The organism is Streptomyces sp. NPDC033174 (assembly GCF_055577795.1).
The window spans coordinates 286,864-301,680 of the sequence record NZ_JBVIPQ010000004.1 but is presented as its reverse complement, the minus strand read 5'-3'; the positions used below and the strand labels follow the sequence as shown (position 1 = coordinate 301,680).

General features: G+C 61.7%; 17 protein-coding genes. All 17 read left to right on the top strand.

All coding sequences use genetic code 11. The features are described from left to right. Window positions 1-32 precede the first annotated feature (32 nt). A complete protein-coding gene (locus ACZ5VC_RS14960; RefSeq protein ID WP_469120459.1) occupies window positions 33-401 on the top strand; it encodes a hypothetical protein in 369 nt (122 codons plus the stop codon). A gap of 18 nt (window positions 402-419) precedes the next feature. Beyond that, the gene (locus ACZ5VC_RS14955) at window positions 420-842 is read left to right on the top strand and encodes a hypothetical protein (RefSeq protein ID WP_469120458.1); all 423 of its coding nucleotides are present in this window, start codon (window positions 420-422) and stop codon (window positions 840-842) included. A 14-nt stretch (window positions 843-856) separates the two neighbouring features. After that, on the top strand, window positions 857-1,840 hold the full coding sequence (locus tag ACZ5VC_RS14950; RefSeq protein WP_469120457.1) for a phage tail tube protein: 984 nt from the start codon (window positions 857-859) through the stop codon (window positions 1,838-1,840). Between the two features lie 12 nt (window positions 1,841-1,852). Beyond that, a complete protein-coding gene (locus ACZ5VC_RS14945; protein WP_469120456.1) occupies window positions 1,853-2,284 on the top strand; it encodes a phage virion morphogenesis protein in 432 nt (143 codons plus the stop codon). 2 nt (window positions 2,285-2,286) lie between these two features. After that, window positions 2,287-2,562, top strand: a complete 276-nt coding sequence (locus tag ACZ5VC_RS14940) for a hypothetical protein (RefSeq protein ID WP_469120455.1) — start codon at window positions 2,287-2,289, stop codon at window positions 2,560-2,562. A 216-nt stretch (window positions 2,563-2,778) separates the two neighbouring features. Then, window positions 2,779-4,968 carry a phage tail tape measure protein gene (locus tag ACZ5VC_RS14935; RefSeq protein WP_469120454.1) on the top strand — a complete coding sequence of 730 codons (2,190 nt, stop codon included), beginning with the start codon at window positions 2,779-2,781 and terminating at the stop codon, window positions 4,966-4,968. Between the two features lie 40 nt (window positions 4,969-5,008). Next, on the top strand, window positions 5,009-5,875 hold the full coding sequence (locus tag ACZ5VC_RS14930) for a phage tail family protein (protein ID WP_469120453.1): 867 nt from the start codon (window positions 5,009-5,011) through the stop codon (window positions 5,873-5,875). Between the two features lies 1 nt (window position 5,876). Continuing rightward, complete coding sequence (locus tag ACZ5VC_RS14925) at window positions 5,877-6,863, top strand: hypothetical protein (RefSeq protein ID WP_469120452.1); 987 nt, start codon at window positions 5,877-5,879, stop codon at window positions 6,861-6,863. A gap of 40 nt (window positions 6,864-6,903) precedes the next feature. Next, the gene (locus ACZ5VC_RS14920) at window positions 6,904-8,004 is read left to right on the top strand and encodes a hypothetical protein (RefSeq protein WP_469120451.1); all 1,101 of its coding nucleotides are present in this window, start codon (window positions 6,904-6,906) and stop codon (window positions 8,002-8,004) included. Beyond that, window positions 7,988-8,626, top strand: a complete 639-nt coding sequence (locus ACZ5VC_RS14915; protein WP_469120450.1) for a hypothetical protein — start codon at window positions 7,988-7,990, stop codon at window positions 8,624-8,626. Before ACZ5VC_RS14920 ends, ACZ5VC_RS14915 begins: the two co-directional genes overlap by 17 nt. Next, the gene (locus ACZ5VC_RS14910; protein WP_469120449.1) at window positions 8,614-8,922 is read left to right on the top strand and encodes a coiled-coil domain-containing protein; all 309 of its coding nucleotides are present in this window, start codon (window positions 8,614-8,616) and stop codon (window positions 8,920-8,922) included. The genes ACZ5VC_RS14915 and ACZ5VC_RS14910 overlap by 13 nt, the downstream gene beginning before the upstream one ends. After that, window positions 8,906-10,954 (top strand): autotransporter outer membrane beta-barrel domain-containing protein, encoded by a 2,049-nt coding sequence (locus tag ACZ5VC_RS14905; RefSeq protein WP_469120448.1) that lies wholly within the window; start codon window positions 8,906-8,908, stop codon window positions 10,952-10,954. The genes ACZ5VC_RS14910 and ACZ5VC_RS14905 overlap by 17 nt, the downstream gene beginning before the upstream one ends. Window positions 10,955-11,026: 72 nt before the next feature. After that, on the top strand, window positions 11,027-11,824 hold the full coding sequence (locus tag ACZ5VC_RS14900) for a peptidoglycan-binding protein (RefSeq protein WP_469120447.1): 798 nt from the start codon (window positions 11,027-11,029) through the stop codon (window positions 11,822-11,824). 11 nt (window positions 11,825-11,835) lie between these two features. Beyond that, a complete protein-coding gene (locus ACZ5VC_RS14895; protein WP_469120446.1) occupies window positions 11,836-12,018 on the top strand; it encodes a hypothetical protein in 183 nt (60 codons plus the stop codon). A 57-nt stretch (window positions 12,019-12,075) separates the two neighbouring features. Beyond that, window positions 12,076-12,642, top strand: a complete 567-nt coding sequence (locus tag ACZ5VC_RS14890; protein WP_469120445.1) for a deoxynucleotide monophosphate kinase family protein — start codon at window positions 12,076-12,078, stop codon at window positions 12,640-12,642. 126 nt (window positions 12,643-12,768) lie between these two features. After that, on the top strand, window positions 12,769-12,942 hold the full coding sequence (locus tag ACZ5VC_RS14885) for a hypothetical protein (RefSeq protein WP_469120444.1): 174 nt from the start codon (window positions 12,769-12,771) through the stop codon (window positions 12,940-12,942). Between the two features lie 104 nt (window positions 12,943-13,046). Beyond that, window positions 13,047-14,783 carry a hypothetical protein gene (locus ACZ5VC_RS14880; protein WP_469120443.1) on the top strand — a complete coding sequence of 579 codons (1,737 nt, stop codon included), beginning with the start codon at window positions 13,047-13,049 and terminating at the stop codon, window positions 14,781-14,783. Window positions 14,784-14,817: the final 34 nt, after the last annotated feature.

Here is a 14,817-nt window from a genome sequence, read left to right as displayed (position 1 = left end):
TAGGTTGCCCCCTTCCCCGCTGAGGGGTGCACATGGCATACGCCGACATTGCAGAGCTTCGCGCGCTGGACGGGTTGGAAGACTCCGCCCTGTTCAGTGACGCGCTTCTGTCCGAAGCAATTGACTTCGCGGTTGAAACCGTTGAGGTCTACTGCGGGCAGAAGTGGGACACCGTGGACAACCCGACTCCGGAAATTATTCGGTGGTGCGTGCGCACGATCGCGCGTCAGTACGTCCTTGACACGGTGTCCCGCATTCCTGATCGCGCGCTTCAACTTCAATCCGAATTCGGCAGCATTCAGCTTGCTCAAGCCGGGGGCTCGTTCCGTCCGACTTCACTGCCGGAAGTGAACGCGAAGCTGAATCTGTACCGCGCGCGATTGCCGTTCATTTTCATGTAGGGGGACAGCGTGGCGTTCATGTTTGACACGAAGTCCGCGCTGTTCGACCGGCTCAAGGCTTCGGTTCCGGCCGGAGTCCAGTGCACCTATGCCGAGACCGGTGACAACTCCCGGCGGCAACAGGTGTGGCTAGGCGCGACCACTGACGACGACCTTGCGTCAGCCGGCATGAGAGAAGGCCGGAAGCCTACGAACGTCACGGGTTACGTGGAAGTTCACGCGGTAGTGATCTCCCCCGGCAATCCCATTGACGCTGAGCGCGGCGTGTACGTGCTGCGGGACAGCATCACGGATGCGTGCGCCACGGTGGACAGAACGACCGTCACGGGGCTCGTAGACCTTCGGCCGGAGTCAGCCTCAGTCGAGACTTCCGAGACGACTGACGGAGCGTTCAGCGCTCTCACAGTCCGCGTCCGCGTTCGTGGTCGCGTCTATCAGTAGAAGGGGGCGCAAGCATGGCGCTTGACGCAAGCATTGGCATTGGGCAGGAAGCCACGTACGGCACGCTGTCCACCACCGTTGAGGGTTACGAAGGCCACGCGGACTCGTGGAAGACGACCCGTGAGTTCGTTGAGTCGGTGGGCTTCCGCGCCGGTATGCAGACTGCACGAGCCGACCGCCGGAACATCGTGAACATGGGTGGCGAAGGCGAGATTGAGATTGACGTTCTGGACGCTGGGGCGGGTTCTCTCTTCGCTGCCGCGTTCGACAAGGCCACCGTGACGAGCAACGGTGACGGTACGCGCACGTGGGTCTTTGAGACTTCGTCCGACATGCTGTCCCCTTCGTTCTCGGCTCAGATGGTCCGTCCCACCGTGGACGGTACGAAGGTTGCGTATAAGCACCTGGGCTGTGTCGCCACTGAGTGGGAACTGACCGCTGAGACCGAAGAGGCGTGCGTTCTCACGGTCGGCTTTGACTTCCGGGACGTGACTCACTCCAAGCTTCCGGGTGACATTGTCGCGCCCGTGTATCCCGCTGAGGCGTACGCGTACGACTGGACGCGCACGAGCATTGCCCTGAGCCGGAACGGCAGCGCGGTACCACTCAACGCGACGAAGCTTGAGCTGTCCGGGGACCGTGGCCTGAACGTGGACCGTCGCTTTCTGCGGGGGAACGCGCTCAAGGAGAAGCCCGTTCGCAACGCCATGCCGACTTACGAAGGCAGCCTTGAGGGTGAGTTCTCGGTTGACTCGCTGGGGCTGTACGAAGCCTTCGTTGCGGGTGAGCTGTGCGGGCTCACGGTCAACATGACCGGTCTGATTCCGAGCACTTCACTCAAGGTGGAAGCGCCGGCCGTTCAGTTCACCGGGGAGTCCCCCGAAGCGTCCGTTGACGAGCTGACCGTTCACAACCTGCCGTTCCGAATCCTTGACCCCGGTAACGGCACTGCCGCAATCAAGGTCACGTACACGGAGCCGGAGCCGGCCACGCCGTAAGGGAGTCCGCTCGTGTCCCGTAGCAAGTTCACCGTTCAGGTTGACGGTCTCCGTGAGTTTCAGCGGAACGTGCGACAGCTACGGGACAAGGAGCTGAACAAGACGATCCGGGGAGCGAACAAGAAGGCCGGTGACCTTGTCCTTCCCGCTGCTGTGCGTGAGTCCCCGGACGGGCACCGGGACGCTAAGTCGTCCAAGAAGTACCGTCCGGGGAAACTCGACAAGTCCATTAAGGTCGTGGCTTCTCAGAAGTCGGTGGCCATTAAAGCGGGCTCAGCGTCCCGTGTTCCCTACGCTGCCGCAATTCACTTCGGTTACCGGAAGCGACACATTCGCCCGAACCGATTCCTTTACCGCGCTATGGCTCGTAAGTCTCAGGCCGTAAGCGCGACGTACGAGCGGCTGATATCGCAGATCGTTCGTGACTACTTGGAGAGTGACTGACCATGCCCGCTCAGAAGCCGAAGCCTGCCGCTGACGACGTTCTGTCTCTCAAGATGGACAGCCTTACCGTTGGCGAGATTTGCGAGATTGAAGAGATCATTGACGGTCCGCTTGACGGTATGGCGAAGGCCGGAGCCCGCAAGGGCAAGCTGATTCTTGCCATGGCGTACGTCGTCAAGAAGCGCACGAACCCTGACTTCACCCTTGAGGACGCGAAGAACCTTCGCATTGAGTTCAAGGGCAAGGCGAAGGCGGACCCTACCGCGCCCAACGCGTAGTTGTTTGCGCGCGTCTCGTTGGCCACTTCAAGGGGCTTACGTGGCGTGACGTGCAGTCCCTTGAGCTGAGGGACTTCCGCGCGTTGGTGGATCAGATGAACGAAGACCTTGAGGCACAAGAGCGTGAGCACAACAGGGCTCAGCGCGGGGGACGTGGCCGGCCTTCCGGCAGCAATGGGGAGCGCCGTACTCCCGTCATGACGTAGGGGGTGCGCTGTGGCTGATCCCATTCGGATCACACTCATTGGCGACGCGGAAGAGCTGTCTCAGACGCTTGACGAAGCCGGGCAGGAAGTCAGCAAGTTCGGTGAGATAGCGTCCGGTCTCGCTCTCGCTGCCGGTGGTGCCATTGCCGCCGGTATCGGCATGGGCATTATGGACGCGCTAGAACAGGGGGCCGGCGCTGACCTGCTTGCCGCTCAGTTGGGCGCGTCCCCCGACGAAGCTAAGCGGTTGGGTGAGGCTGCCGGAGCCGTGTACGCGGACGGGTACGGGGAGTCCGTAGCTGACGCGAACGAAGCGCTCAAGTCCCTTTGGCAGCAAGGTCTAGTACCTGCCGGGGCTACTGCTGATGAGATGAGCCAAATCAGCAAGCAAGCCATGAACGTTGCAACGGTCCTGGGTGACGAAGTCGGTCCCACGTCCAATGCGGTCGGGCAGATGCTCAAGACCGGGTTGGCGAAGAACGCAACGGAAGCGTTCGACATTCTGACGAAGGGTGCTCAGGAAGGCGCGAACAAGTCGGAAGACTTGCTTGACACCTTCAACGAGTACGGCGTTCAGTTCAAGGGTTTGGGGCTTGACGGCAAGACGGCAATGGGGCTTCTGTCTCAGGGGCTCAAGGGTGGCGCGCGTGACGCTGACCTTGTCGCTGACAGCCTCAAGGAGTTCGGTCTTATCGTCCGGGCCGGTGGTGACACGGTCGATCAGGCGTACGCGAAAATGGGTCTCTCCGGCAAGGAGATGACGAAGGCCATTGCCGAAGGCGGACCGGCCGCTAAGAAGGCGCTTGACCAGACTCTTGACGGGCTCCGAAACGTCAAAGACCCTGCCGAACGTTCGGCTCTTGCCGTTCAACTTTTTGGTACTCAGGCTGAGGATATGCAAGACGCGCTTCTCAGTCTTGACCCTTCTAAGGCCGTTGACGACCTGGGCAAAGTTGACGGTGCTGCCAAGAAGGCCGGCGACACCATGCACGACAACGCGGCAACGAAGCTCAAGGCATTCAGCCGTGGGCTACAGCAAGACCTTGTTGACTTCCTGGGCGGAACGGTCATCCCGGCGGTATCGGCGTTTGCCGACAAGCTCAGTTGGGTTGGCACAGCCATTCAGACAACCGCGTCTTTCATCTCGCAGCACAGCACGACCTTCGGGATTATCGCCGGATTGATCACAACCCTGATCCTTCCCGCGCTGATCTCGTGGCTTGTGCAGCAAGGCATTACCGCTGCGGGTGTGGTCACGGGTTGGGTCACAACGGCAGCCGCGTCGGTCACGAGCGCAGCAACTCAGGTGGCAGCGTCATGGTCAACGATCGGGGGATGGATAGCAGCGGCAGCACGAGCCGTTGTCTCCGGTGCCGTGATCGTCGGTCAGTGGGTTCTCATGGGCGTTCAGGCCATGCTTCAAGCGGCTCGTATGGCAGCGGCATGGGTAATCGCCATGGGTCCGATTGCATGGGTCATTGCCGGGATCGTTGCCCTTGCCGCGCTGATTTGGGCCAACTGGGACACGATCAAGGAGTACACCCTTGAGGCTTTCGAATGGGTGTGGGAGAAGATCAAGGGTGTCTTCAACTTCATCAAGAACCTGTTCCTGAACTTCACCGGTCCCGGCCTGATCATCAAGCATTGGGACACGATCGTCACCGCTACAACGAACGCTTTCAAGTGGGTCAGGGATAAGGCGAAGGCTGGACTTGACGCCGTTGTTGGCTTCGTGAAGGGGCTACCGGGACGGCTCTTGTCGTCGCTGTCTTCGCTCGTGAGCGCGGGCAAGTCGATCGGTGGCAGCGTGATCGACGGAATCAAGAACGGGCTCAGCCGGCTAGGTGGCTTCGCGTCGTCGCTTGCGTCCGCTGTGGCTCGTGCCGCTAAGGGTGCGATCAACGGCGTGATTGATCTTCTCAACTACGCGATCCCGAACAAGCTGGGTTGGGGCAAGCTCAGCATTGATCTGCCTGCCAACCCGATTCCGAAGATTCGCGCCATGGGTGGACCGGCTTCCGGCGTGGTCCGGGTCGGTGAGCGTGGACCGGAAGAGGTTTACCTTCCCAACGGTTCGCGCGTCGTTCCGAACCACTCGCTTTCCGGCGGTAGTGGGGTCGTGGTCAACGTGCAGACCAACGCGGACCCGTTCGCTATTGGGCGTGAGGTCGCATGGGCGCTGCGTACGTCGCCGGCATAGGTCAGCCCACTCTCAAGAGTAGGCATAAGAGGGGGATGGAATGGCGGAGTTGAACGACTGGACGTGTGAATATAACGGGCTCGTCATGGGGGAACCCGACTCCGCCGTTTCCATCGTTGCCGTTGACGGGTTGCTGACGCTGCCGGAGATCCGGTCATCTGACCTGACTCTTGTGCAGCGCCACGGCTTGTACGCGGGTGACGACTACATGAACGGTCGAACGGTGACCGTGACCCTTGAGGTCTACGGCAGCACGCGTGAGGAGTTCACTCAGGCGCTCGTGGACTTGCAAGCGGCGTTCATGCCGGGGGACGTTGAGAAACCGTTGCGCTTCCGGTTCCCCGGTGTGGCTGCCGATCAGACCGGTTACGTCATGGCGCGTCCACGGAAGCGGAGCGCCCCTCTTGACCTGAACTTCGCAAACATGGTGTGCAACGTCGTCGTTGAGTTGTACGCCACGAGCCCTTACGTGTATGGCGACGCTCCCCGTGAGTCGGTGGTGCGGAGCTACGAGCGCGAACAGGATGCTAGCGGGCTCACCTTCCCGGACGCTGTGCCGTGGGTCGTGAGTGGTTCGGGCGCTCCCCCGCCGGACCCGATTACGTGGCTGACTCAGTACGGGTCGGTTACCGCTCGTCCCCAGGTCGTCATAACCGGTGGGGCTTCTCCCACGCTGTGGGACGACACAACGGGACAGTTCTTCTCCGTGGATCACGACGGAGACCTAGTCATTGACAGCGCCGGAATGACCGTGACGACGGTTGCCGGTCAGGACATTACGGGGCTCGTGAAGGTTGGTTCCGTGTGGCCGGAGTACGGTCCGGGACTTCACCGGCTGAGGCTGACGAGCCGTGACGAATTCACTTCCGCACGAGCGGTCATTACGTGGGTAGATAGGTGGGTCTGACATGGCGGGTTTTGCATGGTTTCAGGACGGTGTTTCGTACGGCGGTAACGACCTTGCGAACTTCAATAGCCTGAGCGTCCCACGTCAGGGCATGACCCATCTGTTCGCGTCCACTACTGACTTTCTCCTGAACAGTGACCAGACTGCCCGCACGGTGTCTGTGGGTTCCGGGAACGTGTTCTTGGGGCTGACGGCCGGTGGTGCAACGTGGGCATGGTCCCCCGGTGCGACCGTGGCTGTCCCGACTGCCTCAAACGTGAACCCGCGTAGGGACCTGATCGTTGCCCGGCTCACGACGCTCGCTGACGACGGTACGAACGGCGTGGCAATCGAGATCGTTCCCGGCACTCCGGCGGCAACTCCGGTGGCTCCGGCTCGTCCCGCGAACGCCGTTGCGCTGGGTTGGGTGGACGTACCGAAGGCCACGACCACGTTCACGCTTACCGTCACGCGGTATCAGGGACAGTACCGGGATCAGGCAGCGTTGGCCGGCCGAAGCACTATCGCCATTGATTGGGCGGGACAGCTTCCGACCGCTTCCACTGTCGGTGTCGGTGCCACCGTGTACGACATTGGCACTAATCAGCGTTGGAGACGGAAGGCTGACGGTACGTGGTTCACGACCGACCCCGGACCGTGGCAGGCAGTCACGCTGTCCAACTATCAGGCTTCTGACGGAACGAACGTGGCGGTCTCCGGGACGCTGTACGTGCGCGAGTCTTCCACCATGTGGGAGTTCTCCGGGCGCGTGGATCTCTCCCCCAGCAAGGCACCGGGACAGCTCGTGTCCATCGGTTCCGTACCGGCGGCAATCAGCCGGCCGAAGGTCAACACGTACGGCACGATCGGTCAGACCTTTTTCTCTGCCACGGGGGCTGACGCACGTCTTGGGTTGATGACGAGCGGTGGGCTTGAGCTGGGAGCGGTCGGCGCGATCAACGCGCTGTATATCAACTTGCAGCTCAGCAAGAGCCCTTACAACACGTAACCTGCCTACTCTCAAGAGTGGGCTAGCTAGGGGGGAACCCATGCCCGCTGCCCGCTATGAAGTCTTGCAGACCGTTGCGAAGACCGGCGAAGTTGTCGGCTCACTTCCGGTCACCGGGATTCAGTACGGCGAGACGCTGAACGCAGCGGGTACCGCAACGGTTGGGATGCCGCTCAAGGCTGCCGACCCGGACACGTTGGAGCCGGGCAAGAGCGCGCTCGTCATCACGCGAGACGACGAGCCCGTTTGGGGCGGAATGCTGTGGACGGCAACGGCTGACCTTGAAGCGGGCACGCTGTCAATGAACGCGTCCGGGTGGCACTCGTATTACTCGACGTGCTACCTGGGCGGGTTCCGTGAGGGCTTGAGCGACAACGGCAGGCTTCCCGGCAGGTGGTTGGGCTACAAGGGCAACAAGGATCAAGCCCTTCTGTTGCGCGACTGGATTGAGGTTGCCAACGACGAAGGCGGTATTGGAACTGACACGTCGTGGCTCAACACGACCGGCCGTATTCGTTCCCGTAGCTGGGGCTTCTCGGAGTTCAAGAACACAGCGGAAGCGATCAACGAGCTTGCCGACGAAGACGGGGGCTTTGACTTCCGGTACGAGACCTATTGGCGCGCTGACGGGACCGTTGGAAACCGCTTCTTGATGAGTGGGCGGGGGCGGAACGTAATCCCTTCCGCTCTAGTACACAGAGAGAATTGCAACGTCACTCAGGTTTCGTACGACGGAAGCAAGCTAGCAACGCGCTCGTTCGCGTTCGGGGCTGACCTGGGTACAGGCGTGAAGCCCTACGCGTGGAAGTCGAACGACCTTGACACGCCGGCACTGACCCACGTTGCCACGTACAGCGACTTGAAGGCTACGGGGGACCTGATCCCGAAGGCCAACGCGATTGCCGCTGTGGGTCGTCAGGTCATTGCGATTCCGACGCTGACCCTGTATCCGGGCATGTTTGATCCGCTGCCCTTCCTGCCCGGTGCGATCGGCACTGTTCAGGTGGACTCAGGGTACGTCCGCTTGCTCGAAGACTTCGTACTGACTGAGCGACGCGTTGACGTTGACGTGAACGGCACTGAGACCGTCGCGCTTTCCCTTGCGAGTAAGGACGTTTTCCAAAATGGCGATTCAAGCTAACGCGCTTCCGCCTTCGCTCATAACTGAGCTGAACGAAATGAAGCGGCGCATTACCGCGCTTGAGCGTAAGCCGAAGCTGGGCAGCGTGAATGAGCGGCTGCCCTTTAGCTCGTATCAGTCCCCTTCGCTTGAGGGGACTCAAGGAGCGGAGTACACGCACTCTCTTGGAGCGATTAACTCAACGGGTCTGAATCAGCCGGTACTCATCCTTGGGATTCCGTTTCATCTGCCCCAGGGTGCGAGCGGACCTCTTGACGTATCTGTGACCGTGTGGATTAGGGACATGGTGACCGGCGCGAAGACGAAGGAAACGACCATTGACAAGGCTGATGACTGGCCGGCTCCGGACAACGGCTTTACGCGCACGATCACGTGGGCATGGAAGCACCCTCAGCCGATCGGCTTTGACGACGGTCAGGATTGGAAGGGCTTTGCCATTGACTACCGCGTGAACAAGCGCGTGACGGTGGACGGCGAGTCTCTGACGGTCGGCATGGGTAACCCGTTTCTGGTCACCGGTGTGCCGCTGGGCACGTTCATTGAGGAGTCCAGCGACGGCAACCCGCGCATTGGCGGAGCCCTGACCCCGACTGACGGAAGCCCGGTGACATGGACGGGATGACGGACCTTGCCGGAGTCGCTGAGATCGTCGGGGGCGCTGCCCTTTTCCTAATGCTCGTGTACCGGCAGGTGAAGACCGGTGCGCGGGACGCATGGCGCGACGAAGCCGAAGCACAGACCGCACGAGCCGACCGGCTGACCGAAGAGGTTGCCACGCTCGTAACCGAAGTCCGCGCATTGCGGGACGAGAACGCTGGACTCCGTCACGAAGTGGCTGAGCTTCGCGCTGAGAACCGTGAGCTTCGGCAGCACATTGACCGACTTCTGAACAGGGGGACAGATGACACAGCCCGTTGAGACCTACCCGCTGCCCCCCAGCATCGTGACCGTCAAGGTCAAGGGGCAGTACCGGGGTCCGGACGGAAGGGGGCTACAGGGAACGGTTACCTTCACGGGTCCGGGTCTCCTGACGTTCCCTGACGCTGACCTGTTCGTTGCCGGTCCGGTCGTCGCGCGTCTGGACGAGTTCGGCGCGTTTGAGGTGACGCTTCCCGCTACGGACAACGAAGGTATGAACCCTTCGGATTGGTCGTACACGGTGAAGGAGAACCTGACCGGTGTGACCGGGGCTCGTACCTTCGCTCTCCTTCTCCCGAAGGACACAGCGGAGATTGACCTTGCGGACGTTGCGCCGGCTGACCCCACGACCCCGACTTACGTTCCCGTTCCGGGTCCCCAGGGCGCGAAGGGTGACACGGGCGCTCCGGGTTCCCAGGTGTACACGGGTAGCACCGTTCCTGCTAGCACGCTGGGTGTGGACGGTGACGTTTACAACCAATACGAGACGACGACGATCCTGGGTGTCACGAGCACGACCGTGACGACGTACAGCAAGTCCGCCGGTACGTGGGTTCAGGCCGGTAACGTTCGTGGCGCAGCGTGGTACGTCAACTCAGGGACCACGTCCGCCGTAGGGACGAAGCCGGGTGACATGCTGCTTCGTACTGACTCCGGTGACCTCTTCCAGCGCACTGCCACCGGTTGGGGCAGCGTGGTCGGGAACATCAAGGGTCCGAAGGGTGACACGGGCTCAACGGGTGCCACGGGGGCTCAGGGTGCGCCCGGTGTGGTGCAGTCGGTCAACGGCACGAGCGCTGCCGCTGTCACGGTTGATCTCGCGTCTGTCCTTGCGGCCGGCGCTACTGCTTCCGGTGCGGTGACCCTGACGAACCCTTCCGGCGTGGCGCTGACCATGCAGGGGAACGGGACGACCAACCTTGCGGAGTGGAAGAACGCTTCCGGCACACTCGCTACGCGTATCGGTTCCAACGGCAACTTCGTCGCTCAGGGTGTGGCGTACTACGTGGGCGGGCTTCAACTGGGTTCCACGAGCGCTGACTTCGGTGGTGGTGCGGGTGCCATCCTGGGCGTTGACGACGCTGTCACGGTGCCGACCACGAACCCAACCGGTGGTGTCGTTGTCTACTCGCAAGGTGGCGTTCTCAAGGTCCGGCAGGCTGACGGAACGGTTGTGTCGGTCGGCTCCGGCGGTACGGGTGCGGTCAGCTCCGTCAACACGAAGACCGGTGACGTTGTCCTGAGCGCAGCGGACGTGAGCGCTGTACCCACGAGTGAGAAGGGTGCTGCGAACGGCGTTGCGACACTGGACGCGTCCAGCAAGATTCCGACCGCTCAGGTTCCGTCGCTCACGAGCACGTACGTTGCTGTGTCAACGCGTGGCGTGGCGAACGGTGTTGCGACACTGGACGCGAACGCTGACGTTCCCATTGCGCAGATTCCCGACGTGGCGCGGAACTCGTGGACTCCTCAAGCCCTGGGCTTCAAGGCGTGGTCCCTTGATCCGGGCGGAGTGGCGAACCCGGCAGCGAAGTACCTTGTCCCTCAGCGGCTGTACCTCACGGGCTTCAACATCACGGAGAGCACCACCGTGACGAAGGCTGTGCTGTTCGCTCGTGGGTACGGCGGAGTTTCGACCAACCGCTACATGGCCGGTATCTACAGGGAAGACGGAACGCGCGTCGTCGCGTCGTCTGCTGTGGCGCTGACCATGGCCGGTCAGGAATCGGGCGTACTTCCTGCCATGGCAAGCAACCACATTGGCGCTGTACCGCTCACGCTCACGTCAACGACGCTGACCCCTGGGCGCTACTGGGTTGCGTGGCTCATGACGACCGGCGGAACGGCTGACTTCTCGTTCTACCACGTGCAGAACGAAGCGCCTGTTGCCACGGCCAACTTCTTTATGACGACCACGCCGTTCGCGCGTGCATGGTATTTGGCCGCTCAGTCCACGCTTCCGACGACCGTGAGTCAGACGAACACGGCTGCCCTTGCCGACCACGACATTCCGATTGTGGCGCTTGCCTAACCGCTTGCGCCGAACTCGTGAGCCCCTGCCCTGGGAATGGGCGGGGGCTCTTTTCATGGAAGGGGAACGCTCTTGTCTGCTGTAGACAAGGTCATATCCGTTGCGAAGGCCGAAGTGGGTTACCGAGAAGGTTTCTCGAACGGCCACTACAACAACAAGAACAAGTTCAGCCCTGCTGTCCCCGGTCTTGAGTGGTCGAACTATCAGCCATGGTGCGCGACTTTCGTGAGCTGGGCTGCACTCGTGGCCGGCGTGGCTGATCTGTACCCGCGTACCGCGTCGTGTGCAACCGCTGTGTCGTGGTTCAAGAACAAGGGGCGCTTCTCGGAGTACCCGGCGGTTGGGGCTCAGATTTTCTTTGGCTCCGGTGGTGGGTCGCACACGGGCATTGTGTACGCCTATGACGCGGATTACGCGTACACGATTGAGGGCAACACGAACGATTCCGGCTCCGCTGAGGGGAACGGCGTGTACCTCAAGAAGCGTGCGCGACGAGACGCGTACGTGTACGGGTACGGATACCCGGAGTTCCCGGAGGGGATCAAGTCGGCTGACCCGAAGTTCGCGGGTGAGGCTCCGAAGCCTTCCGTTCCGGCGAAGCCGACCACGCCCCCGAAGCCGAAGTACGAGCCCTTCCCCGGTGCGGCGTGGTTCAAGAAGAACCCGAAGAGCCCGATTGTGACTGCCATGGGGAAGCGGCTCGTGGCCGTTGGGTGCTCCGCGTACAAGGACGGTCCGGGTCCCCAGTGGACTGACGCGGACAAGGCTTCGTACGCGAAGTGGCAGCGGAAGCAGGGTTACACGGGTGCCGACGCGAACGGTTGGCCCGGTAAGACCACGTGGGACGCGCTCAAGGTCCCGAACGTCTAGGAGGTACAAGCATGGGTGAGCACAGCAAGGCCGGCGGAGTGTCGGCAGTCAGCGCGGTCTTCTCGTGGGTCGGCAAGCACAAGGTCAAGATCCTTGCCTTCTCTGCGGGTGTCGTCGCTGCGGTCACTGCGGTCAAGCCTGACTTCCCCGGTGCCGCTGTCATGGGCGCGCTGCACGTCCTGTTGGGCGCGTAAGGGAATCCCCTCCGCTCTCCTTCCGGTGGATAGATCATCTGCCGGAAGGGGCACGGAGTGCGTTTCAAGCACGTCGGTTTGATCGGCAAGGCGCGGAGCGGCAAGGACAGCGTGGCCACGCGGCTCGTGCAGTCTCGTGCGTACACGCGGGTTGCCTTCGCTGATCCGCTTAAGGCCATGGTCATGCAGACGAACCCGCTCGTTGAGACGAGTCCCGGTGTGGTGGTCCGGCTTGCTGCCCTGATCAACGACGTTGGTTGGGAGTACGCGAAGGACCGGTACCCGGAAGTTCGTCGGCTCTTGCAGTCCACGGGCGAGACCGTACGGCTGCACGACGAAGAGTTTTGGGTTCGCCTTGCACTGCGGAAGGTGGACGCTGCGGACTCGTGGAACCTGCCGGTCATCATCACGGACGTTCGGTACGAGAACGAAGCCTTCGCGCTGCGGCAACGTGGCTTCGCGCTGATCCGGGTCACACGACCGGGGGCCGGCGCTGGGGAGAACGCGGAGCACAAGAGTGAGACCGCGCTTGACTACGTGAAGACTGACCTGACGATTGGAAACACGGGCACGCTGGACGACCTGAACAGGATCGTTGACAGCCTGCTTCTCCCCCGGAGCTGACGAGACAGCCCCTCACTGACTGACCTTCGGGTTGGTCGGTGGGGGGCTTTTTCGTGTCCCTGACTTGTCAGTGCCTACTCTTAAGAGTAGTCTCTTCCTTGTCGGAACAACACGGAGGGGGCAGCAATGATCAAGCGCGCGAAGGACGTAACCCTTGGGGATGTGCTCGTGACTGAGTCGGGGCTGACGGACGTGAAGACGGTCAGCACGGACATGATCACGGGTACCACGATGATCGGTTGGGGCAAGGATGCGCTGATCTTCCTTCCTAACGAACAGGTCGAAACGCTGACCGACTGAGTTCGTACAAGCGGTAAAGCTTTGGTAACACGGTCAGCCTACTCTCAAGAGTGGGTTGGCCGTTCCGATAGGGTGAGCACGCAAGCATGACAGGGGCAGACAGCATGACCGCCGTAACCGCACCGACCGGGTACCGCACCTTCTACTTGGGCAAGGGTAAGTACGTCCACGCGGCTCAGGACAGCGACACGGTCACGCTGTGCAAGAAGCCGATTACAACTGTCCGGCTTGCCCACACGCCTTATGTCTCGTGCACTCAGTGCGCGAAGGTTGCGCTTAAGATGATCACTGACGAGCCGTCAGGCACCGAAGGGGAACAGGACATGCCGAAGGCCGGCGCAAAGCTTCCGTGGCGACTGACTTTCCAGTACTCCACTCAGGACAAAGCTTCCACGAACGCGTACTACGACGCGGAGAGCGCGGAGCGTGCCGCTGACGAGATGCTTGCCGCTGCCGACACACACGGCTCGTCCGTCACGCTCACGATCAGCAACCGGGAAACCGGCGAAAGCTACACATACCCGAAGGAAGACACCATGCCCGCGAAGAACTCCAACCCTTCCGACGCTACGAACACGGACGTTGACGCGCTGATGAGCGAAGTTCACGCCACCGTGGATCAGATCAAGGCCATTGAGCCGGGCAGCGAAGGCGCGACCACTCAGGCCAACGAACTCAAGGCTGAGGCGGAAGAGAAGATTCGTCAGCTTCCCCAGGGCAAGCGCACTGCGCTACGGAAGTCGGTCAACGAAGCGCACAAGGCAGCGACCACGAAGCCGGAGCCGGCGGAAGCCCCCGCACCTGCCCCCGCGTCCACCACTGTCGTTGTTCGGCAGGCTGAGAACCCTCTTGAGATTGAGGGCATTCCGGATCTCGTCTCTCAGTCCATCAAGGCTTTCAAGGACGGAGTCAAGTACGGGCTCAAGCTCTCCGAAGTCGGTGAGACCGTCGCGCGCACCATGCTTGAGATGCGTCTTAAGATGACGCACAACGCTTCGGGTCTGCCTGACCTGACGTCAATCGAAAAGAAGACGAAGAACGCTGCCGGTCTCGTGTACGACGGAGCGCGCAAGGGTGTCAGCGCGGAAGACACGAAGACGAACGACGCGCACGACGCGTTGCAGAAGGCCACACAGAACAAGATGGCTGACATTCTCGTTGGGTGGCTCCGTGACTTCGACTCGTCCCCGAACCCGGACGAAGCCCTTGAGACCGCGCGTCTGTACTTCCCGGAAGCGGCGAAGCTCGTTGAAGACGGGCGAAAGATGATCGCTGAGGGTGAGGCGGAAGAGGGGGACGAAGACGTTTACACGTCCCTGACCGAAGCGATTTACGCCGTGTACGAGCACGCGGGCATTGAGCTTCCGCGCTACGGCCGTACCGAGATCCAGCGCTTCAACTACCGCGTGAAGCAACTCGACGCGGCTCGTAAGGAGCTTGACGCGGCTCGTGACTCGCTGGACGACGACGAGCTTCCGAAGGACGAGAAGGAGAAGCTGACCGCGAAGGTCACGGAGCTTGAGGAGAAGGCGAAGGGGATCACGGAGGAGATTCCCGCTGAGTGGCTTGAGAAGGCCACGCCGGAGAAGACCGCGAAGCAGCGTGCGGCGGACAAGGTTGCCCGCGCTACGAAGCTGACGGAGAGCGTCACGAAGGCTGTCAAGAAGCTTGAGGGTGCGGAGCGGCAGGAAGTCAGCACGTCGCTCGTCTCGCTGGGGCGGAACCTGATCACGAACGTCACGGCGGACACGAGCAAGCTGACCGACGACGAGAAGGCGGATCTCAAGTCTCAGCTTGAATCGCTCGTCACGGTCCTTGCGGGTGAGGCTGCCAAGCTGTGAGCTGACCCCAGCGCGACCACGAGCCCCCGGCTCT